Origin of the sequence: Nocardia flavorosea NBRC 108225, from assembly GCF_001613385.1 — a bacterium.
GTDB lineage: Bacteria > Actinomycetota > Actinomycetes > Mycobacteriales > Mycobacteriaceae > Nocardia > Nocardia flavorosea.
Window position 1 is genome coordinate 136,347 of record NZ_BDCG01000008.1, and the last position, 20,777, is coordinate 157,123.

Genomic DNA, 20,777 nt, shown 5'->3' on the forward strand with positions numbered 1-20,777 from the left:
CCAGCATCAGGTCGGCCCGGCGGACCAGCCGGACCAGCGGGCGACCTCGAGCGCGAGCACCGGGCCGGGCGGCGATTGGTCCCGGTATACCGGATACCGCGCGGTCAGTCGGTCGATACCGATGCGCGCCTGCATTCCCATGACCGTGGCTGCGGCAGCGTCGGCGCGTACCCACCACAGGCGCGTCCAGTCTTCGTCGTAGAAGTCCGCGAGCACCGCGACCTGCGGGTTCGCGGCGATATTCGCGAGCCGGCGCAAGGCGGTGGTGGATTTCGGTTTCGCGTCCACGGCCGTATAGATGGTGTCGCCGGCGACCGCGAAAACGATGGGAACGATATGCGGGCTGCCCTCGGGTGTCACCGTGGCGAGCCGGGCGACCCGGGCGGCGGCGAACCGCTCCCGAGCCTGCCGTTCGTCCAACCGCATCCGCCCTCCTCACGTCCACACCGGCGGGTCAGCGGCGCCGGCCCCGCAGGTAGTCGCTGACGACGGCCGCACCGAGACCGTCCAGGTCCGGTGCCACCACCCGGCCGCCGCTGCGCCGGGCCACCATATCCACGAAGGCAGCCAGCCGCGGCTGTTCACCGAGCATGAACACCGAAATGGACGCGCCCAGTTTCGCCAGCGAATCGACCTGGATCATGGTGGTGGCCAGGGTGCGCCGGTCCGGCGGCCAGTTGAAGAACGAAGTCCCGTCGGATTCCAGGTGGGCGGTGGGTTCACCGTCGGTCACCACCAGCACCACGGGCACGGCGTCGGGGTGGCGGCGCAGATGCCGGCCGGCCAGCAGTAGTGCGTGGTGCAGATTGGTGCCCTGTTCCCAGACCGGTTCGAGCGCGGTCAGTTCCCCGATCTCGACCGTGGTGGCATGGCGGCCGAAGGTGATCAGTTCGAGTGCGTCGGTACGGAACCGGGTGCTGATCAGGTGTTGCAGCGCCAGCGCGGTGCGTTTCATGGGAACCCAGCGCCCGTCCTGCACCATCGACCACGAGGTGTCCACACACAACGCGACTGCCGCACGGGACCGCTGTTCGGTCTCGGCGATCTCCACATCCGCGACATCCAGGGTCACCGTGGGGCTGCCGGTGGACGCCGTCCGCAGCACCGCGTTGCGCACCGTCCGCGAGACGTCCCAGGGTTCGGTATCGCCGAACTGCCAGGGCCGGCTCGCGCCGGTCAATTCCCCGGAGGCCCCGGCACGGGCGGTTTCGCGCTCCCCCTTCCGGCTGCGCAGCTGTCCGACGACATCCCGCAGTGCCACCTCGCCGAGCTGCCGTAATGCCTTGGGCGTCAATCGCAGCGAGCCGTCGGGTGCCCGTTCGAACAACCCCTGGCGGCGCAGTTCCCGTTCCAGTTCGGCCAGGCGGGCGGCGTCGACCCGGGCGTCGGCGCCGAGCTGGCGTTCCAGCATTTCCAGGTCGATATCCTCGAGCCGCGCACCCGGATACGACTGCGCGAGCTGCGCGGCGAGCTCGTCGAGTTCACCGAGGTCCTGCATTGCCTCGACCGCGTCCCCCATACCCAGTGGATCCTGGCCGCGGAACCGCCGGCCCGATTCCCAGTCCTCGCCCGGGCGCAGATCGCGCAGGTTGGCGTCCAATGCGGCAATCTGCTGCGCCAGCGCGGGATCGCCGAACGCCTGCCCGAGCAGTTCGTTCAACTCCGACCGCTGCTGATCCGACATCGAATTCAGCATCCGCTGCGCGGCGGCGGCGCGAGCGGCCAGGGTGTCGATCAATTCCTCGGTGTTGCGCGGGTTCTCGGGGAAGAACTCGCCGTGTTCGGCCATGAACTCGGCGAACTGTGCGGCGGTGTCCTCGCCCCGGCCGTGCGCTGCCAGCAGGTCGTTGAGATCCGACATCATCTGCCGGACCCGCTCCACGTCCTGTGGAGTCGTGCTCTGCAGCGCCTGTTTCATACCTTGGAAACGGGATTCCAGTAATTCCCGGCCGAGTAGATCGCGGATCTGCCCGTAGTTCTCGCGTCCGGTTTCCGAACGCCACTGGTACTCACCGAGTTCACGGACCGCACCGGCGGTACTCGACGGCAGGGCATCCAGTTGCATTTCGGCGAACCGGGCATCGTCGGAGGGATCGGGGAACAGTGCCCGGCGTTCGGCTTCCAGAGCCTTGTCCAGGAGTTCTCTGACCTCTTGCAACGTCCCGTCCAGCCGGTGGTTGCGGGATATCTCGGCCCGCCGTTCCCACAACCGCCGGGTCAGCTCTTCGAGACCCGGCAGTCCGGTCGTTCCGCGCCGCAACAGTTCCTCGAGGGCCGACCGCGGGGAGGAACCCTCCATCACCTCGCGACCGATATCGGCCAGCGCTTCACGCAGGTCGAGCGGAGGCGCGAGCGGATCCGGTCCGTCGTGATAGGGCCCGTAGGAATAGCTGTCCGCCGCTGTCATGCCGCCTCTTCTCCGGCCGGTACAGCGTTCACGCGCCGTACACCGCTGTGCCCTCGTCATCGGAATCCTTGGCCACCCGGCGCGCCAGATACAAGGACTCCAGGGCGAATTCGACCGCCGCCGCGATCCGCTGTGGCGCTTCCCCGGCGCCCACGCCGAGCCGGGCTGCCACCTCGTGCAGCACCGGCAGCTCCGGCAGACCCGCAAGTACCTGCGCCCCGGGCACCCGCTCGCCGGTGGTCACCAGATGTCCCTGCTCGACGGCTTCCGCCAGCGGCAGCAGATCCAGCCCACCGAGCCGTTCCCGTGCGGTCTCGGCGAACGCGCGGCGCAGCATATGGGTGAGATGCTCCTGCTCCCGCCCCTCCTCGCCGGATTCGAATTCCAGTTTGCCGCGCAGGACGGCCGGTACCGATTCCAGATCGACCGGCCGGGCGACGGCGGGATCCTCGCCTGTGAGCGCTGCCCGGCGCAATGCCGCCGCGGCCACCGTTTCGGCCGCCGCCACCGCGAAACGCGCCGAGACACCCGAACGTTGATCGATGGCCGGCGATTCGCGCAACCGCCGCACGAACCGGGCCAGCACCTCGATCAGGGGATCGCCCAGCTCGGCGACGAGGTCGGCTTCCTGCCGCACCAGCGCCATCTCGGCGGGCACGGTCAGCGGGTAGTGGGTCCGGATCTCCGCACCGAAACGGTCTTTCAACGGGGTGATGATCCGGCCGCGGTTCGTGTAGTCCTCGGGGTTGGCCGTGGCCACCAGCAGCACATCCAGCGGCAACCGCAGCGTATAACCGCGGACCTGGATATCGCGCTCCTCCATGACATTCAACAGCGCGACCTGGATCCGTTCGGCCAGATCGGGCAGTTCGTTCACGGCGACGACGCCACGATGCGCCCGCGGCACCAGCCCGAAATGGATGGTCTCCGGATCGCCGAGGCTGCGCCCTTCCGCCACCTTCACCGGGTCCACATCGCCGATCAGGTCACCTACGGACGTATCCGGGGTGGCGAGTTTCTCCGCATATCGTTGCGATCGATGCCGCCAGGTGACCGGCAGATCGTCGCCGAGTTCGGCCGCCAGCCGCAGCCCCTGCGGACTGATCGGTTCGAGTGGATGTTCGCCCAGTTCCAGGCCCTCGATCACCGGGGTCCATTCGTCGAGCAACCCGAGCAGCGTCCGCAGCAGGCGGGTCTTGCCCTGCCCGCGCTCCCCCAGCAGCACCACGTCGTGACCGGCCAGCAACGCCCGCTCCAGCTGCGGCAGCACGGTCCGCTCGAATCCCACGATCCCCGGCCAGGGGTCCTCTCCCGACCCCAGCCGCGCCAGCAGGTTCTGCCGGATCTCGGCCTTCACACTCCGCGGCACATACCCGGCCGCCCGCAACGCGCCCGCGGTGGCGGGCAGGTCTGTTGGCATGGTCACCACACCGACGCTACGACGATTTCCGCCATCGGTCGACAGTTCGGCGATCACGACCGCCACCGAGACCGCCCGTCAGAGCAGTGGTTGTCCATACCGCGATAGGGGTTCGCTCCCGTTTGCGCAGCGTATCGGCGATTCGGTGCGGGCATCCGCGGGGCGGGCCGTGATTGCTGCCGCCCGAGCGGCAGATGATTGCGGGCAGAGCACGGTGACCGGCCGATTCCGGTGATTCGGGCGGTCCGAGCATTCCTCGGGTCAGCGCTTCACCTGATCGGCGCCGTCACCGCCACCCGCCCCGTGTGCAACTGCCTCGCTCCAGAGCCGCCGCAGGATCGTCGCGGCCGGGTCCGCGGACGTCGACCGGTATTCGGTGCCGGCCCACAGCGCCATATCGTCCGGCGCGTTCCGCTCGGCCGCGGCCGCACGAACCGGACTGGTGAGGTGATGGACCTGGGGATAGGCCGCCGGGGCGGCCGGGCCGTAGGTGGCGATGAACTCGTTGGCCAGGCCGCGGGCCGCCCGTCCGGAGAACGCGCGCGTCACGACCGTGCGGGTGAACCGCGGATCGCTCAGTGCCTCTTTGTACGCTGTTTTCGCGCCCGATTCAGGGCTCCGGAGGAACGCGGTACCGAGTTGTACAGCCGCCGAGCCGCGGGCGAGCAGTTCCGCGATCCGAGCCCCGTCACCGATCCCACCGGCCGCCACCACCGGCAGCGGGCACCACGCGGTTATCTCATCGAGCAGGGCCGGCAGCGGCGTCGACTCCGGTTCGTCCTCGACCCGGAACGTTCCACGATGCCCGCCGCCGTCCGGTCCTTGCACGCACAGCGCCCCGGCTCCCGAGTCCGTTGCGGCGCGCGCCTCCGCGACCGTGGTGACCGTCGCGATCACCAATGCTCCGGCTGCGCGCAGCCGCCCGACGGCATCCACGGGCGGCAGGCCGAAAGTCAGCGAAACCACGGGGACCCGCTGTTCGATCAGCAGCTCGACCTTCGCCGCGAACCAGTCGTCGTCCCGCTCCCGGATCGGCGGCAGTTCGATCCCGTACCGCTGAGCGGCCACCCGTAACCGGTCGCGGTATTCATGGACGGCGGCCGCATCGTAGGCAGGCTGCTGTGGAACGAACAGATTCACCCCGAACGCCATATCCGTGCGTGCCCGCACTTCCCGGATCTGTTCTTCCAGCGCATCCGGTGTCTTGTAGCCGCCCGCCAGAAAGCCGAGACCACCGGCTTCGCCGACACTCACCACCAGGTCCGGCGTGGACGGTCCGCCCGCCATCGGCGCCGCGATGATCGGAACGGCCAGGTCCGCGAGATCGAACACGCTCCACCTCCCTGAACTGAGTCGGCACCGACGTTACCCAGTCTCGTCGCAAAGGGTGAAGGGCGCCCACAGGCGATGACCTGCCCGCTACCGCGCCACCGCCGTCCGGGCCGGGGCCGCCGGCGGCGCGCCACGGAGGCTGCGGCTCAGTAACGATCCTGGTGCTCGGTTACCCAGTCGGCAAAGGTCCGGGCCGGCCGCCTCAGGAGCCGTTCGACGGTGCCCTCCGGAATCCGCGCCTCCGCCGGCGGATCCGCATGCCATCCGACGACATATTCGGCGTCGGCACGGGAAACGCCTTCGCGCAGCATTCTTTCGATGGCCGCTTTGCCGCCGATCTGCTCGAATGCGATCTCCCGGCCCAGTGCGGCGGAAAGGATAGCCACCCGCGCGCTCGTGGTCAGGGCCTCCGGCCCGTTCAGGTTGTAGGCGCGGCCTGCATGCCCGTCTTCGGTCAGGGCGAGCGCGGCCACCGCGCCGAGATCGCCTTCGTGCACCACCGCACTCGGCAGATCGAACGGCTCCCGCACCACCCCCTCCGCCCGGATCGATTCCCGCCAGGTCAGCGCATTCGACACGAATTCCTGGGGTTCGAGCCGAGTCCAGGCCACACCGGATTCCGCGACCGCGGTTTCGGCGGGCCCGACGTATCCACCCCACAATTGAGCAGACCGTTGCGGGCGAGGCCGTTCGCCATGGCGAAAATGCCCGGGTATCGCCCGTGCCGGTTGGGAACCGCAGACTGGAAGCGGATGTACTCGGACATCGCAAGAACCCTAGGCCGTGACCGCCGCGCCGGAAAGCACACGCGGGGCGGCAATTACGACAACGGCGCAATGAGTTCGTCGGCGACCCACTGTGCTACACCGGCCGGATACGGCGATTCGAGGCCGAGGACGAAATGCCGGATACCGGCCTCTAAGGCTTGGGCGATCGCCGCACGGACGGCGCCGGGCCGGTCGTAGGAGACCGGAAGGAAAGTCGACCGGACGATCGAATCCGGGTCGCGGTCGATGGCGGCGCAGTAGCGGTCGAGCAACGCGGTGCGCTCGGCGATATCGGCGGTATCGGCGCCGGGGATGTTCCACAGGTCGGCATGTTCGGCGATCACCCGCAACAAAGCGTCCGAGCGACCGCCGATCATGATCGGCGGATACGGCCGCTGAACCGGTTTGGGGTTGCCGAACGCGCCGGAAAGCCGGAGGTGTTCGCCCTGGAAATCGAACGGCTCCGGTTCGGTCCACAGCCGGCGGATCACCGTGCAGGCCTCGTCGAGGCTTTCCACCGAGCTTCCGAAACCGTGATAAGGCAGGCCGTGCGCATCGTATTCGCGACGGGCCATCGGCAGGCCGGGCCGTGAGCCCGCGCCGATCCCGAAATCGAGCCGGCCACCCGAGACGATATCGACGGTGGTGGCGATCTTGGCCAGCATCGCCGGGGGCCGGAAACGGTTACTGGTGACGAGCAGCCCGAGGCGCAGGCGGCGGGTCTGCGCGGCAAGGGCGGACAGCAGGGTCCAGCCTTCGAAGATCGGTCCCGTCGTATCGCCGGCGATCGGGAAGAGATGGTCGAACAACCAGGCGTGCCGGATTTCCGGGATACCGTCGGCTTCCTGCCAGACGCGCACGATGTCCTGGTAGCCGACCTGCATAGGTGCGGTCATGATGCCGAAGCTCGGCGTTGATTGCGGCATGGGGTGATCAATCCTTCCGGCAGAATTCGGACACTGGCCGAGGCTCGGCGCTCACCGGCGGCGCAGCGCCGGATCGAGCAATGCGGGTGGTGTATCGAATTTCTCGCCGGGGGCGAGATCGATACCGGGGGCGACGATGGTGTCGATCGCGTCGAGGAGATCGGCGGAGAGCACGGTGTCCGCCGCCGCCAGCTGGGCATGCAGATGGTCCGGGGTCCGCGGGCCGATGATCGCACTGGTCACGCCTGGGTGCGCAGTCACGAAACCGAGCGCCAGCTGGATCATGGACAGTCCGGCTTCGTCGGCGAGAACGGCCAGTTTCTCGACGGCATCCAGTTTCGCGCGGTTGGCGGGAATCGTGGTGTCGAAACGGTCCGGAAGCATCACCGACCGGCTGGTCGAGATTTCCCGGTTCGCCCGGATGGCGCCCGACAGCCAGCCCGAGGCCAGCGGGCTCCAGGCCAGCACCCCGAGCCCGTACTCCTCGGCGGCGGGCAGTACGTGGGCTTCGATCCCGCGCTGCAGGATCGAGTAGGCGGGTTGTTCGGTGACGTAGCGGCTCAGCCGGTTCTCCCGCGCCGCCCACTGCGCCTGGACGATCCGGTAGGCCGGGAAGGTGGAGGAACCGAAGTAGCGGATCTTTCCTGCCCGTTGCAGGTCGGTCAGCGCCGACAAGGTCTCGCCGTCGCCGGTGTCCGGGTCCCACCGGTGCATCTGGTAGAGGTCGATATGGTCGACGTTCAACCGGCGCAGGCTGTCGTCCACGGCCGTCACCAGCCAGCGCCGTGAACTGCCTCGATGGTTGCGCTCGTCGCCCATCGGCATGGTCGCCTTCGTGGCCAGCACGATATCGTCGCGGCGCCCGGCGACGGCTTTGCCGACCATCCGCTCCGATTCGCCCTGGCTGTACATATCCGCGGTGTCGATGAGGTTGATACCGCCGTCCAGCGCGACGTCGATCATCGCCGTGACCTGGTCCTGGGTTGTTTTGCCGATACTCCCGAAATTCATGGCACCGAGTACGAGGGTGCTCACCTGCACGCCGGTCCGGCCCAAACTGCGGTACTGCATAACTGTCCTCCATGAGAGCGGGAGCGCGACCCGCTCGACTCCGGCGGTGCGACTCTGACATCCTGAAAGCGGAACAATGTTCCGATAACCAACATACGGAACATTGTTCCGTTTGCCAACCGGAAGGACGGAGGTCGCTGCGCAGTGACCGAAAAAGACACCCCCGAACCGGCCCCGCGAAAACGGGCCGATGCCCGCCGCAACGAGCAAACCCTGCTCGACGCGGCCGCCGCCGCATTCGTCGAATCGGGAGTCGGCGTCCCCGTCCGCGATATCGCCGCCCGCGCCGGCGTCGGGGTCGGCACCATCTACCGCCACTTCCCCACCCGCGCCGACCTCATCGTCGCGGTCTACCGTCACCAGGTGGAAGCCTGCGCCGAAGCGGGCCCCGCACTACTGGCAGAAGGTCCCACCCCGCACGCTGCCCTGACCCGCTGGATCGATCTCTTCGTCGACTTCCTGGTCACCAAACACGGTCTCGCCGAAGCACTCCAGTCCGACAATGCCGCCTTCGAATCCCTGCACACCTACTTCATCGACCGGCTGCTTCCGGTCTGCACCGAACTACTCGACGCGGCCGTCGACGCCGGCGAAGTGGTATCCGATATCGAGCCCTACGAACTGATGCGCGGCGTGGGCAACCTCTGCGTCGGCGCCGAAGGCGATCCCCGCTACCACGCGCGCCGCATGGTCGGCCTGTTGATCAGGGGGCTGCGCACCCACTAGCTCCGCCCGCGAGAGTGGTCAGGAATCGAGAAGCACTGGTCACCGCTCTGTCGTTAGCGTCGTCCTCATCGAGATCGCGGGCACTACGCCGGACGCGATCAGGCCCGAGGAGGACGAGATGAACTGGAACAAACGAACCCGGCAGACGCACCGGGTGGTGGCAATCGTGTTCGTCGCGACTGTCGTCATCACGGTCGCGGTCATGGCAGTGCAAGGACCCGTCTGGGTCTCCTATCTCCCACTGCCCCCACTCGCCCTGCTCCTGTTCTCCGGCCTGTACCTGTACGTGCGGCCGTACGTCGGCGGGCCGGCCGCAGAGTCCGGGCCTCGCCGTCCTCGAGTTCGTTCGACCGGAGTGCGGGCGCCGCACCGCTGGGCGGCCGCTTTCTTCGTGATGAGCATTGTCGTCACGACCGTCACCTTGGCGTTGCAAGGACCGATGTGGGTGTCCTACCTCCCACTGGCACCGCTCGCCGTACTTCTCGGCAGCGGCCTGTTCATGCTTGCCCGGCCGAGCGCGAGCCGGCGAACCGGCGCCGACCATGAGGCCGGCCCCCTCGACCGGCAGCCGACGGTGACACGTTCGTCGGCGACGCAATAACCACGGGTTCAGCCGCAGGCGGGATCCCCGGCATGTGCGGTGGCCGGTTCACCACAGTCGGCACGGCCCGGGAAACAGACGCCGCGATATGCCGGCCTTCCAGCGTATGCCGGGCCGCCGTGGCGAACCCGGCGCAGCTCACGAACCGCTCGTCACGCTGTTCGGCCATTCCGCGTTCGAGGACCGCGTCGATTGCCGGATGTTCCTGCCGGGCAACGACATCGGCTTCGCATTCGAAGCGGCGGGACAGTTCGGGATCGGTGGAGACCTCCCTATTCGGCCGGTGTCCGATCAACGGCCACAACCCCCTCCGGCGCCGCGATCTGCGCAACCAGATGCACGCTGGTGACGCAGGCCAGGGCCGCGAAGGCAATCCACATACTCGCCGCGACACCACCGACCAGCGACGAACCCGGCAGCCGCTCTCCGTCGTTCGACCTCATCCCGACCTTCCGTCGCCACCGGCCTGCCAGGATATCCGGCACCGCGCCGTCTTTCTCGGATACCGATGCCTACTCCGGGGCGGGGCATCCACCCCACCGGCTACGTGCGCCGTCCTACCCAATCGAGGCTTGGGACAGTAGCGCCTACATCTGGCTCTATGTACTCGTGAGTAGATACTGCACCGATGAATGCGGCATTCGGTCCCCGGAGCCAGCAGCCGTTCGACACTTTGCGCCGGTGATGCACTGCCGCCTACCTCGGGCCGGGGGTCTGCCAGGATGACCGCATGAGAACCATGGCCCGACCCGGCACGATCTCCGCCGGGACGCTGGTTCTGCTGACCGCCCTCTACTTCGCGCAGGGCCTGCCTTATGGATTCTTCACCCAAGCGCTGCCGGTGGTGCTCCGCGAATCCGGGTTTTCACTGATCGAGATCAGTGCCACCGGTGTTCTTTTCGCGCCGTGGGCACTGAAGTTCCTGTGGGCGCCGTATGTCGACAGCTACGGCACCCGGCGGCAATGGCTGCTGACGCTGCAGCTCGCCAGTTCGGCGATCGCCTTCGGGCTGGCCTGCCTGGACCTCTCCTCGTCGCTGCGCTGGCTCCTCATCGGGATCGCCGTGGTGAACGCCGTATCCGCGACCCAGGATGTCGCCACCGACGGACTCGCAGTTCAACTGCTGGGTCCGCAGGAACGGGGTCTGGGGAACGGAATCCAGGTCGGCGCCTACCGGATCGGCATGATCGTCGGCGGCGGCGCGCTGCTCTGGTTGTTCGCGCTGGCGGGCTGGCGGAGCCTGTTCGCCGCGATGGCGATCCTGCTCCTGCTGACCACCATCCCGGTGTGGTGGTTACCGCGGGACCGCGAACGCACTGAACACAAGACACCGCCCCGTCCGGCCGCTTTGACTACCGGGTGGTGGAAACGGCTGCGACAACCGGGAATGCTCACGTTCATCCTGCTCATCGGCGGTTTCAAATTCGGGGATTCGATGGGCTCGGCAATGGTCGGCCCGTTCATGTCCGACGCCGGACTCACGCTCGGCCAGATAGCCCTCGTGAAGGGCGCCCTGTCGTCGGCGGGCGCGCTCGCGGGGGCGGCGCTGGGCGGCTGGCTGTGCTTCCGGTACGGCCGCCGTCGCGCCCTGCTGATCGGCGGTGTCACCCAGACCGCGAGCCTGGCCCTCTACCTGATCGCCGCATTCGGAACCGGCGGTTTCGGCCTGATCGTCACCGCGAGCCTCGCCGAGCACATCCTCGGCGGCGCCGCGACCGTCGCGGTGTTCACCCTCATGATGGACGCCTCGGACCGCGACCACGCCGGCAGCGACTACACCCTGCTGGCCTGCGCGGTCGTCACGGTGCAGGGGGTCGCGGGATTCGCGGCGGGTACTGTCGGCGAACTTCTCGGTTACCCTGCCCTGTTCGGGTCGAGCCTGGTCTTGTCCGGCCTCGGGTGCGCGGTACTGATCATCGCCACAGATCGCGGCAAGGGCCCCAGCGGCGTGCACGCGGTGTGGAACAGCCCGAGGACGGCGCGGAGGCACCCCGCCGGACATGCCGGCGCGGACGATGCGACACGGCCCGGAACTACTACGAGGTGAACCCAGAACGGCCACGCCTCGCCGGCATCCTCGAGCACCACCTCGCCCTGTCCACGGTGTGACGCAAACGGCGATGCTTCAGCGAGCTTCCGCCACTGCGCGAGGGACAGCGTGTGCACCGCGCAGCCAGTGCATCATCCGGTACATCAACTGCGTGGCGCCCGGCATGAAGCCCGAGCCGTGGTGGTAGGAGGCGTCCATGGTGCTGACGACGACTTCCGCCGCGAAGGTACCCGCGTCGTAGTACATCAGGGTGTTGCTGTGCCCGGGAATGGCCGACAACCACCCGGCGGACCGGCAGGACCCGGTTCTCCGCGTGGCCGACCTGACGGTGCGGTACGGCAAGACCGTCACGGTCCGCGATGTACACCTCGAACTCCAGGCCGGCGAGACCGTAGCCCTTGTCGGTGGCTCCGGAGCGGGCAAATCCACCATCGCGAAAGCGATTGCCGGGCTGGTCGTCCCGTCGACAGGGTCCGCTCTGCTCGATATCTCGGCCAACAGTGGCGACCGATACGACCGCGTCGACCTGCTCGGTGCCTCCGCCTCCGTCCGCCGCGCGGCCCGCCGTGCCGTGCACCTCGTGATGCAGGACCCCTACGCGTCCCTGCCGCCGCATCGCCGGATCCTCGATATCGTGGCCGAACCCCTCCTCATCCACCGCATCGGCGATACGGCGGACCGAACGGAAGCCGCCCGGTCGGCACTGCACGCGGTCGGCCTCGACCCCGCGCACTACGCCCGCCGGTTCCCGCACCAATTGTCCGGCGGCGAACGCCAGCGCGTCGCCTTCTCCCGCGCGATCGTGACCCGGCCCGCGGTGATCCTCGCCGACGAACCGACCGGCATGCTCGACGCCACCCTCCGCGCCGAGGTATCCCAGCTCATGGGCGACCTCGCCCGCGACCACGGCACCGCGATCCTGCACATCACCCACGACCTCGCCCTCGCCGCCCACACCTGCGACCGCGTCCTCGTGATGGCCGACGGCGCGATCGTGGAACAGGGGCCGACCGCGCAGGTGTTGCACAACCCCCAGCACCCGATAACGAAGCAACTCCTGCACGCAGCCTTACGCGCGTCGCGCCGCCTACGCGACACCAATCCAACATATGAGACATAGGTAACCACAAGCGATTACGAAGCTGACTACGCCCATGGTCCGGAAACCCGGCGCAGTCGGCCTGCAGCTCGACCGCGCTCGCCCCGGCCGTTCGGTGCGCCGGAGTCCCGGAAGCCGCGCTCGGCGGTGCGCGGGTGGCGAAGCCGAGCACCGCCGCCAGGTGTTCTCGGACAGCCCGGCACAGGTGCCTGCCGATAGCAGGGTCGAATCGACCGGCTCGCCAAGAGAGGGTATTCCACTTCCGGCGGCGCGGGTATCGGCCGTAAGAATCACCGGATAGCTATCGATATGCTCGTTGGCCCTCACCCGCTCGACAGTCCACGCCCGCAACCGACGGTTATCCAGTCCGCACAGTGCATATCACGAGCGGTTTCGTAACAAACCGGCTTGCTGAGCGATGTGTTTCAGACACCATCGTTTCAGGAGGTCCCGAATGTTTGCTGCGAAGCGACTTGCCGCCGGCGCCGTCGTCGCCACCGCCACCGCGGCCACCGTGCTCGCCGGGGCGGGTATGGCCCAGGCCGACGTCCCGGTGTGGCAGGCCAACTGCCACACCTACAACGTCTTCAATACGGGCGGTATGGCCAATTGCGAGCTGCCCACCTGGCACCAGGTGAAACTCACCTGCGTCGCATGGCCCGTCCCGTTCACCTACTGGAAGTACGGGCCGGTGCAGTACGGACAGAACCAGTCCTGGGCCAGCTGCGACGCACCGGGCGCACTGGTGCGGGTCGAGGTCATCCAAGCGTAGGACCCGGTCGATCCGCAGATCAGCGCGGCGACCCGGCCGAGGCCGGTAACGGCCTCGGGTAGCTCAGCGGTGCACCGCTGCGCTACCACGCCGACCATCGGACGCCGAACCGGAACTCGACCGAGTTCCGCGTCGAGCAACGTACACAGCCGGGCAAATCACCCTCCGCCATCGCCGCCGCGGTGGCGACGAGATCGACACCGGCACACCGATCTTCAGTTCGGCTCTTTGCCCGATCGGGTCGAGTCCGCCATTGTCCGGGATCGGTTGCGGCGTTGTCCGCCGGTCGGCCGGATGACCGAATCATCCACTGCGGCAGGTGTCTCCGGTCCAGCACTCGAATCGACCCCGTACGCGGACATGAACATATCGAGCAGTCCGTCGACAGCTTCCTCTCCGACAGGGCGGGGAGTGAGCAGCCATCGGTAGTAGAGCGTTCCACACAGCACCTCTGCGGCGTACTCCAGATCGACGCCGGCGACCAGCTCTCCCCTGCTCTGGGCTCGCCGGATCCGCTCGAGTGTCCGCTGTTCGACCGTCGCCAGGAAGCGTTCGTGCAGGGTGGCCCTGAGCGCGGGGTCCGACTGGGCTTCGGCAATCACTGCGCGATAGACCGGGCCGATGGGCGCGGTGGTGAGAGCGCGGCTCGAACGCAGGAACTGCTCGCGCAGATCCGCTCGTACACTTCCCGCGGAGCGGTAGTCGAGGTCACCGACCCAGACGACACTGAGCGCGTCGAGCAGCAGCTCCGCGATGGACGGCCAGCGCCGATAAATGGTGTGCTTGCCGACCCCGGCTCGCCGGGCAACCGCTTCGATACTCAACCCCCCGTAGCCGACTTCGGTCGCCAGGTCGAGGGCCGTGTCGAGCAGTTCCCTGGTGCGCTCGGCGCCACGACGCCGTGGGGTCGTTCCGCTCATAGCTCGACCTTACCGGCACGCCCCGTGCCGTTGACAACCGTCGCACAAGAGGCAACAATCCTTTATCGGCACGGATAGTGCCGATAATAACCGGCAACGAACCCTGCGCCGAGCGGCCGGCAGCGGACGAACTCCAGCTCATTCCGCCGGCGACGAATCCGACACCACGTTGCACAGCAGCGACAACGACAAGGAAAAGCGATGAAGACCATGACCTGCCGGCAACTGGGCGGCCCGTGTGACCTGGAACTCAGCGCGGAGACAGCCGACGAGATCATCAAGGCACAGGATCGGCACCTACGAGAGGCGGCTCGTCATGGCGACAAAGCCCACGAGCCGGCACATGAAGAAATGAAGGGCCGCTGGAAGCATCCGATGAAGGCGATGGGGTGGTACCGCGGCGTGAAGAAGACATTCGCGCAGCTTGCGTGATGCCGCCGGCCGGCCGGGACGCTGTTGACGACCGGCCCCGGCCGGCCTGGCCCGAACTGTCCCGCCCAACCGCGAGGAAGCGCTGCGGATTCGAAATCGATCGGCGCACGCTCGATACGACGCAGCCGCGCGGCGATACCGACCGTCCCGGATGGCGACCTGACATCGGAAGACCGAACGACCGCGAATTCCCCTACGAGTCAGTGGTGGTGCGCTCGCCGAGCGGCGCTTTCAGCCCGACGCGGTGACCGTCGGGGTCGTGAACGATCGCGAACCGCTGCCCCCAGGGCATATCGGTGGGCGGCTTGACCGTGGTCACTCCGCAAGCCCTGATCTCGGCGATCATGTCCTCGAGCTGCCGCACGGATTCGAGTTCGAGGTCCAGTTGCGGACCGCCCGGAGACGGCTGCGGTGCAGTTCCGTCCCACCATGAGGCAAACGAGGTCGAATGCAACACCACCGTCCTGCCCGGGTTCGTCGACACCCATGCCTCGGCCGGACCCGCACCACGCCGATTCCGGCTGCGGAACTCGAATCCCAGCAGTTCGTAGAAGGCGCGGCTCCGTTCGAGATCCGCGACGATGATTTGATCTGGGCGACCGCCACCATGGCCCGAGCCTACGCGTCGAATATCCGTCAATCCTGGACCTTCACACCTCGGAAATGTCGATCAGCCCTGGAGCGCATCCCGGTGCCGGTCAGCTCGGCGATGCGTGCCGAGCCACCCACCGACCTGTGTTCAGTTCGCGGTACCGGGTTCGACGACCCACTCGGCTTGCAACTCGCTCACCGAGGAGATCATGTCGAAGTCGCCGTCGTAGTGCAGAACTGTGGCCCGGTACCGCTCGGCCGTTGCCGCGATGAGGACGCCGGCCAGCGACAGCGCCCGGTGAAAACCGGCGTTCAGTGCCAGCTCCTGGATTTCCAGCGCACGCTCGAATTCCTCGTCGTTGCAGGGCAGGTAGTCGAAACCGCGAAGCAGAGTACGCAGGCGTAACGCCTCGGGTTTGCCGCGCGCGCAGTAGAGCACCTCGTACTCGGTCGGGGCACACACCGCAAGAAGCCCGGCGTAGTCCAGCGCATCCAGTCGCTGCCGCACCGCGGGTGTTTTCCGGCGAGCCAGTGCGGACTTGTCGATCAGGTAGCGACCCTTCACGCCACCGAGGCTCCGTTTCCATGTTCGAGCGAGCCGTCCGGTTTCCGAGGCCCCGTCTGTGACCGGATCTCCGCGAACGCGTCCTCGAACTCACCCTCATCGATCGCGTCGAACAACTCACGGCGTAGGCGGAGCTTGACCCCCTCCTCCATCGCCGCCCGCACCGCCGCCGCCTTGGTCGTCACCCCGTATACCCGCATCGCCTGTTCGACGATCTCGTCGTCCAGATCGATCACAGTCCTGGCCATCGGTCATCCCTCCTCAGCTCAGCCACCCGTCTACGATATCAATAATCTCAACAAAACGATATCGCACGTGGTACCCGCGCCCACCAACTGCTCACCACCACAAGCCTCGGCCCGGCCTTCACTTGTTTGTTCCTGGGCTCTACCCGACGACTGTCCAGGTTCACGAGGGACCACAGCCGAGCCGGCCCGCCGAGCGGACCGGTGTGACCCAGCACAACCCGCAAGCCTGCCGCCGCATCCATCCTTCGCATGCAGCCTGGCGGTCAATTTGCCTCGACGCCGGCCCAGCCGGACTTCCTCACCTTGGTCCACATCGATTGCTTCGAGGGCCGCTCGGTCGACGCCAAGCGAAGGCTCTACGCCGAGATCGTCGAGCGTCTCGCCGCAATCGGTATCCCGCGGGACCACGTCTCGATCACTGTTCGGGATATTCCGAAGGAGAACTGGGGGATTCGCGGCGGCCGGGCTGCGTGCGATGTCGATTTGGGATTTGCGGTCGACATCTAACGGTCCATGCTTCGTTGGTGAGCATATGGCTACCGAGAAAAAGGACCTGCGCCCCCTCTACCGCTCTGCGGCTCACACCTGCTCGCTCACTGTCGTCAATGCCATGTGCAGCCTGAGCCCAGCGACCAAGCGGCGAGCCGCCGACATGCTCCAGGAAGTCCTGGGCGTCTCGGCGCGGTTCGCGTGCAGGGTCGTTGGGCTGGCACGATCCACCTATCGTCGGTTGCCGGCCGCGCAGACACCGGCTGATCCCGATGCCGGGATGCGGGCGTGGCTGCGCCGTTATGCGGCCAAACATCCGTGTCACGGGTTCCGCAGGGCGTGGTCGGCGCTGCGGTTCGACGAGGGCATCGGATCAACGTCAAGCGGGTGCACCGGCTGTGGCGCTCAGAGGGCCTGCAGGTCCGGGCGCATCACCCGCGCAAACGGGCCGGTGTCTCCTCGATTCCGGCGGTGGCCGCGGACACGCCGGCGGTGGTGTGGGCGCTGGATTTCCAGTTCGACTCCACCACTGACGGGCGGGTGGTGAAGATTGCGTCGATGGTCGACGAGCACACCCGCGAATCACTGTTGCACCTGGTCGAACGCTCAATCACCGGCCAGAGTCTGGTAGCCGAGCTCGAGCGGGTCTTCGCCGTGCGTGGGACGCCGAAAGTGCTGCGGATCGACAACGGCCCGGAAATGATATCCGCTGCGCTGCAATCATTTTGCGGCGACCGGGTGGGTATCTCCTACATTCCCCCCGGCACGCTCTGGAACAACGGATTCGTGGAATCGTTCAACCGCCGCCTGCGGGTCGAATGCTTGAACCGTAACCGCTGGACCAGCCTGCTCGAAGCGCGGGTGGTGATCGGGGACTTCGAACACGAGCACAACCACCGGCACCGGCATTCGGCGCTGGGCTACCGCACCCCGGCCGAGTACGCTGCGGCCTGCATCCACACCCACCACCCGGTGGGCTGCACCATCAACTGAACACCGATCACACGACACCGGCTCTGAAACCGGGTGGTCGCGTTATCGGGGACTGGTCATTACACAACCAGTTCACCGATCCGGCGCTGGACCACAGCTCAGCGTCGGGCCGTGTCAGCTGAGGTTGGATCGCGACACCGACGCCGACACCAGCGATCAGCCTAGCCGTGGTCCCCACCCCAAGGTCCGAACTCAGCTGACGTCGTCCTGCGCCGCCGGACGCCTTCCCATTAGTTCGATGTACCTATCGGTCATGCCGTACAGGAGATCCCACGCGACCTGTATCCCCTGGAGCAGATCCTCACCTTGTGGGTTCCAGATAGACAACTGACGACCCTCGTCGGTCGTCGCCTCGACCACCGACATGCGCGCGGCCCAGCTCAACCCGTGGGCGTGGGCGCTCATAGTCCGCCATCGGAGCACGATCTCGCTCTTGGCGCCGAAGTCGGCGTAGTACGCGTGCGGTGCGACGAGGGCAGCGGCAACGCCGATGATCTCGGTATCGGTTGGCTTCTCTTTGATGTGCTTCTTGATCGTCTCTGCGGTCGGGCTGTCGCCCACCCCGATACGGACGGCGTCTGCCACGATCATGTCGAGTTGGGCGTTCAACTGTTCGATCTTGCTCAGCGCGGAGGCTCGGCGCGCGTTGTAGTGTTCGTTCTCTGGCGTGGCATCCCGCTCGGCGTGGTTGTTGACGAGTTCACGGGCGGCGGTTCGGTTGTTCTTCGCCTCGTGGTACGCCACGCAGAGCGTTCGGGACTGCCGTTCCTTCTCCGTCTCGGCGGCGAGAATCCACCCGCCGAGTCCAGCAGCAGTGATCGCCGACCGAACGAGGGTGAAGGTCGAGAACGCCGAGATCTGACGTGCGCGCAGCACACCCCTGGCAGCCATTTGCAGGTGGTCGAGCGCGTTCAACCCGATCACGGGGATGGTTGCCACGGTCGTCTGCGTGGTCAGCACCTTGAAATCGGACTCCAGTGCGCTGCCGGGCATGGGTGGGCCCGCATCGCAGTAGAAGTTCGCCAGCTCCTCGATTTTGAGAATTAGAGCCTCCAAGCGCTCTCGGGTTTCGTCGTCCAACGCGACCAATTCCGTAACTGTCGTCCTCTGCGTCATGCCGCCGAGCCTAAGCACCCACCCTGACAACGCCGCTGCTCGGTGACCAACACGACCGTGTCTCCCGATCGGGTGGAGCCTACGGCCCTCTTCCCCTGGTCTGGAAACCGTCGTCCAAGCCCTCATCGACCCAGCCGCTGCACCGGCGTGGATGGATTGCTGAAAAAATCTGGCGGTGAGGTGGGTGGAGGGGGAGTTGCGTAGCTCCCCTGCCTAGATACGTGCACGTCAAACGCGCTGTTCACCGCTCGACTCACGTTCCGGAGCCGAACAACCTCTGCACCGCTTCCAGGGCCCGAGCCAACTCCTACGGAGAGCGGACGAGCTTCAGCGAAGGCTTTGCGGGCGAGGGCTTGGGCTCCGCAGTTACCTCACGGCTCGTTACGACTGTGTGCAGTGTCGACCCGAAGGTCATCGCATGAAGCTCAGAAACCGGCAGCCCAAGTTCGACGGCGACATCGGCGATCCGAGCGCGGCCTTCCTTGCTGCGAAAGATGGCACTGAACACTCGCGAGGTTTCATGTTGAGGCATGCCAGCAGGCTCCCCTGAGCGATAGCCCAGCTCAGACAGCCGCACGCAGTTCTGCCGATGACCCCATTCGGTGAGTCGTCCGGCGTCGCGCAGAGCATAGTTCAACGCCATCGCAGAGACCTTAAAATACTGTTTGTACTCCAGGATGGCCGCAGTCGAGGGTTCCCGAGGGAGACTGCTTCGGAGCACGCTTAGAGGCATCAGCAGAGCAGACGCGAACCTATCCGCCTCTCGTTCGATCGCATTGCCCCCTTCAGGCAGCCCTGGATGCAGAACGAGATGACCGATCTCGTGAGCGAGGTCGAAGCGAGACCGCTCCGGTGTCTTCGACATGGACAGGAAGACATAGGGTTTGCCGTCGCTCCAGACACTGAACGCGTCCACAAGATCGGTGCCGTGAGGGAGGGATAGAACGCGTATCCCCTTCGACTCTGCCAATTGAATCAGGTTCGGCAAAGGACGCTCACCCAATCCCCAAAGCGCTCGAACCGAGGCCGCGGTCTCAACCGGATCGGTGTTGTCAACTTCCGGCAGATTGACCTCGGGTAGTTGAAAGTGCCTGTCTATCCATGCGTAGAGCTCGATACCGATCTGCCCTGCGGCGATCGCGGCGTGCCGCTGTGTGGATGTCGCTCGACGACGCGCCCGGAAGAAGACCTGATCTTCTTGCAACCGCGCAGACGGAGGCAGTTCGAAAAACTCTGGCGTGCATCCGAGTACGGCCGCAAGAGCCGCGACAGCGGATGCTGGCGGCCCTTTGCGTTCGTAGTCGTTGATTGTGCGCGCCGAGACCGCCATCGCCTCAGCGAGGGCGGTCTTCGTCAGCCCAGCTCGATAACGAGCCAGGGTCACGCGTGAAGGTTCCGGTCGACTGTTATCCACGTTTCACAATGGGGAAGTCGAGGTCACCGTCGCCGAAGGTGTCAGGCGGAAGCGGCAGGTTATGGGCGATCGGCGGAACGATAATCCGGTACTTCCACCCGACGATTTGTTTCCCGACAACCTGTAGCGGAAGAGAAAGTTCAGCCCGTGTCTCGTTCGGCTCCTCGGCGCGATGGTAGAGCAGCACCCAAGTGAGGATTTCATCGTCGCTGGTTCCGACGATCGGGATGGAGATGTCCAACGGCAGCGCAAGCTGGTTGCTGTCTACAGATTCCTGAGTGGCCTTGCCTCGTCCGTTCTTGTTTGTTGGCTCCGGACCATCCTCCTGACCCGTGCCGACCGTTCCCCCGACCACCATGATCTCGATCTTGCCGTCCGGTCGGATCACCCGCGGCGAACCTTTGGGATCCTCCACCGTCCATTCGAGCTCTTCGACGGTCCTGCTTCGCAGGCCGGCCACCGTCGCGGTCCACCGATTCATGCCGGCGGTAAGGAGGGGATGATACGAAGTCACGCTCGCAGCCGCTTGCTCGCCGCTGTCCAATGCCGCATGCACGATGTCTAGGGTTAGTCCGAGATTCGCGATTGCGAGTGGTGCGTCGATGGCTGGGGTGAGAGAACGAAGAACCGGTTCATTTGCTGCTGGCTGGGTCATGCTCGCATCGCTCCTACAAGGTCGGTTCCGACGGCGAACATCCTCTCATGATCGTGTCGAAAACCGGAAGAACCGCAGCTAGACAAGTCGTCAAAACTCCCCTTTTTCGGGGCGGAAACATACCACACCGGCATGTCGCCTATCGAACATATATTCGAATCATACACCGATTGCCCCCTCGGT

23 protein-coding genes and 1 pseudogene are annotated in these 20,777 nt (G+C 66.4%); 8 read left to right on the top strand and 16 right to left on the bottom strand.

Annotated elements, in window-relative coordinates; all coding sequences use genetic code 11:
- Positions 1-6: 6 nt before the first annotated feature.
- The 7 genes from NFL01S_RS08735 to NFL01S_RS08765 form a co-directional block, all read right to left on the bottom strand.
- On the bottom strand, positions 7-420 hold the full coding sequence (locus NFL01S_RS08735) for a TIGR03668 family PPOX class F420-dependent oxidoreductase (RefSeq protein ID WP_062973762.1): 414 nt from the start codon (positions 418-420) through the stop codon (positions 7-9).
- 34 nt (positions 421-454) lie between these two features.
- Positions 455-2,407, bottom strand: coding sequence for a vWA domain-containing protein (locus tag NFL01S_RS08740; protein WP_062973287.1), 1,953 nt, complete (start codon positions 2,405-2,407; stop codon positions 455-457).
- Positions 2,408-2,435: 28 nt separating this feature from the next.
- A complete protein-coding gene (locus tag NFL01S_RS08745; protein ID WP_218019600.1) occupies positions 2,436-3,833 on the bottom strand; it encodes an ATP-binding protein in 1,398 nt (465 codons plus the stop codon).
- 255 nt (positions 3,834-4,088) lie between these two features.
- Positions 4,089-5,159, bottom strand: coding sequence for a nitronate monooxygenase (locus NFL01S_RS08750; protein WP_062973289.1), 1,071 nt, complete (start codon positions 5,157-5,159; stop codon positions 4,089-4,091).
- A gap of 146 nt (positions 5,160-5,305) precedes the next feature.
- Positions 5,306-5,770, bottom strand: coding sequence for a Rossmann-fold NAD(P)-binding domain-containing protein (locus tag NFL01S_RS08755; RefSeq protein ID WP_210744436.1), 465 nt, complete (start codon positions 5,768-5,770; stop codon positions 5,306-5,308).
- Positions 5,771-5,979: 209 nt separating this feature from the next.
- A complete protein-coding gene (locus NFL01S_RS08760) occupies positions 5,980-6,852 on the bottom strand; it encodes an LLM class flavin-dependent oxidoreductase (protein WP_062973291.1) in 873 nt (290 codons plus the stop codon).
- 51 nt (positions 6,853-6,903) lie between these two features.
- On the bottom strand, positions 6,904-7,923 hold the full coding sequence (locus tag NFL01S_RS08765) for an aldo/keto reductase (RefSeq protein ID WP_062973293.1): 1,020 nt from the start codon (positions 7,921-7,923) through the stop codon (positions 6,904-6,906).
- Between the two features lie 144 nt (positions 7,924-8,067).
- On the opposite strand from NFL01S_RS08765, the gene NFL01S_RS08770 reads away from it, so the two are divergent.
- Both NFL01S_RS08770 and NFL01S_RS36430 read left to right on the top strand, forming a co-directional pair.
- Positions 8,068-8,649, top strand: coding sequence for a TetR/AcrR family transcriptional regulator (locus tag NFL01S_RS08770; protein WP_062973295.1), 582 nt, complete (start codon positions 8,068-8,070; stop codon positions 8,647-8,649).
- Between the two features lie 118 nt (positions 8,650-8,767).
- Positions 8,768-9,250: a hypothetical protein gene (locus NFL01S_RS36430; protein WP_063915891.1), complete on the top strand. Its 483-nt coding sequence runs from the start codon at positions 8,768-8,770 to the stop codon at positions 9,248-9,250.
- A 272-nt stretch (positions 9,251-9,522) separates the two neighbouring features.
- Here NFL01S_RS36430 and NFL01S_RS08780 read toward each other — a convergent pair whose 3' ends face one another.
- Entirely contained in the window at positions 9,523-9,693 is a 171-nt protein-coding gene (locus tag NFL01S_RS08780; RefSeq protein WP_157116374.1) for a hypothetical protein, read from the bottom strand.
- A gap of 287 nt (positions 9,694-9,980) precedes the next feature.
- Between NFL01S_RS08780 and NFL01S_RS08785 the strand changes: the two genes are divergently transcribed.
- On the top strand, positions 9,981-11,297 hold the full coding sequence (locus NFL01S_RS08785; RefSeq protein ID WP_062973299.1) for an MFS transporter: 1,317 nt from the start codon (positions 9,981-9,983) through the stop codon (positions 11,295-11,297).
- A 78-nt stretch (positions 11,298-11,375) separates the two neighbouring features.
- Here NFL01S_RS08785 and NFL01S_RS35300 read toward each other — a convergent pair whose 3' ends face one another.
- Complete coding sequence (locus NFL01S_RS35300; protein WP_157116375.1) at positions 11,376-11,579, bottom strand: hypothetical protein; 204 nt, start codon at positions 11,577-11,579, stop codon at positions 11,376-11,378.
- Here NFL01S_RS35300 and NFL01S_RS08790 point away from each other — a divergent pair.
- Positions 11,569-12,420, top strand: a complete 852-nt coding sequence (locus NFL01S_RS08790) for an ABC transporter ATP-binding protein (RefSeq protein WP_062973301.1) — start codon at positions 11,569-11,571, stop codon at positions 12,418-12,420. The two genes, NFL01S_RS35300 and NFL01S_RS08790, sit on opposite strands and share 11 nt — an antisense overlap.
- A 433-nt stretch (positions 12,421-12,853) precedes the next feature.
- Positions 12,854-13,171: a hypothetical protein gene (locus NFL01S_RS08795; protein ID WP_062973303.1), complete on the top strand. Its 318-nt coding sequence runs from the start codon at positions 12,854-12,856 to the stop codon at positions 13,169-13,171.
- Positions 13,172-13,386: 215 nt separating this feature from the next.
- Here the strand turns inward: NFL01S_RS08795 and NFL01S_RS08800 are convergent, their stop codons facing one another.
- Positions 13,387-14,091, bottom strand: a complete 705-nt coding sequence (locus tag NFL01S_RS08800) for a TetR/AcrR family transcriptional regulator (RefSeq protein ID WP_084492522.1) — start codon at positions 14,089-14,091, stop codon at positions 13,387-13,389.
- 201 nt (positions 14,092-14,292) lie between these two features.
- Here NFL01S_RS08800 and NFL01S_RS08805 point away from each other — a divergent pair, with 201 nt between their 5' ends.
- Entirely contained in the window at positions 14,293-14,523 is a 231-nt protein-coding gene (locus NFL01S_RS08805) for a DUF1059 domain-containing protein (protein ID WP_062973305.1), read from the top strand.
- Between the two features lie 193 nt (positions 14,524-14,716).
- On the opposite strand, the gene NFL01S_RS08810 is transcribed toward NFL01S_RS08805, so the two are convergent.
- The 3 genes from NFL01S_RS08810 to NFL01S_RS08820 all read right to left on the bottom strand — a co-directional run bounded on the left by NFL01S_RS08810 (position 14,717) and on the right by NFL01S_RS08820 (position 15,927).
- Entirely contained in the window at positions 14,717-15,163 is a 447-nt protein-coding gene (locus NFL01S_RS08810) for a VOC family protein (RefSeq protein WP_062973307.1), read from the bottom strand.
- Between the two features lie 99 nt (positions 15,164-15,262).
- Positions 15,263-15,679 carry a PIN domain nuclease gene (locus tag NFL01S_RS08815; protein WP_062973309.1) on the bottom strand — a complete coding sequence of 139 codons (417 nt, stop codon included), beginning with the start codon at positions 15,677-15,679 and terminating at the stop codon, positions 15,263-15,265.
- A complete protein-coding gene (locus NFL01S_RS08820) occupies positions 15,676-15,927 on the bottom strand; it encodes a type II toxin-antitoxin system VapB family antitoxin (protein WP_062973311.1) in 252 nt (83 codons plus the stop codon). The genes NFL01S_RS08815 and NFL01S_RS08820 overlap by 4 nt, the downstream gene beginning before the upstream one ends.
- Positions 15,928-16,212: 285 nt before the next feature.
- Between NFL01S_RS08820 and NFL01S_RS08825 the strand changes: the two are divergent.
- A pseudogene (locus NFL01S_RS08825) lies at positions 16,213-16,434 on the top strand (tautomerase family protein); the annotation flags it as partial.
- Between the two features lie 369 nt (positions 16,435-16,803).
- Positions 16,804-17,409, top strand: a complete 606-nt coding sequence (locus NFL01S_RS08830) for an integrase core domain-containing protein (protein WP_218019601.1) — start codon at positions 16,804-16,806, stop codon at positions 17,407-17,409.
- 192 nt (positions 17,410-17,601) lie between these two features.
- On the opposite strand, the gene NFL01S_RS08835 is transcribed toward NFL01S_RS08830, so the two are convergent.
- The 3 genes from NFL01S_RS08835 to NFL01S_RS08845 all read right to left on the bottom strand — a co-directional run bounded on the left by NFL01S_RS08835 (position 17,602) and on the right by NFL01S_RS08845 (position 20,594).
- Positions 17,602-18,525 (bottom strand): hypothetical protein, encoded by a 924-nt coding sequence (locus NFL01S_RS08835; protein ID WP_157116376.1) that lies wholly within the window; start codon positions 18,523-18,525, stop codon positions 17,602-17,604.
- A gap of 307 nt (positions 18,526-18,832) precedes the next feature.
- Positions 18,833-19,909 (bottom strand): ImmA/IrrE family metallo-endopeptidase, encoded by a 1,077-nt coding sequence (locus NFL01S_RS08840; RefSeq protein WP_084492525.1) that lies wholly within the window; start codon positions 19,907-19,909, stop codon positions 18,833-18,835.
- Between the two features lie 22 nt (positions 19,910-19,931).
- On the bottom strand, positions 19,932-20,594 hold the full coding sequence (locus tag NFL01S_RS08845) for a hypothetical protein (protein ID WP_157116378.1): 663 nt from the start codon (positions 20,592-20,594) through the stop codon (positions 19,932-19,934).
- Positions 20,595-20,777: the final 183 nt, after the last annotated feature.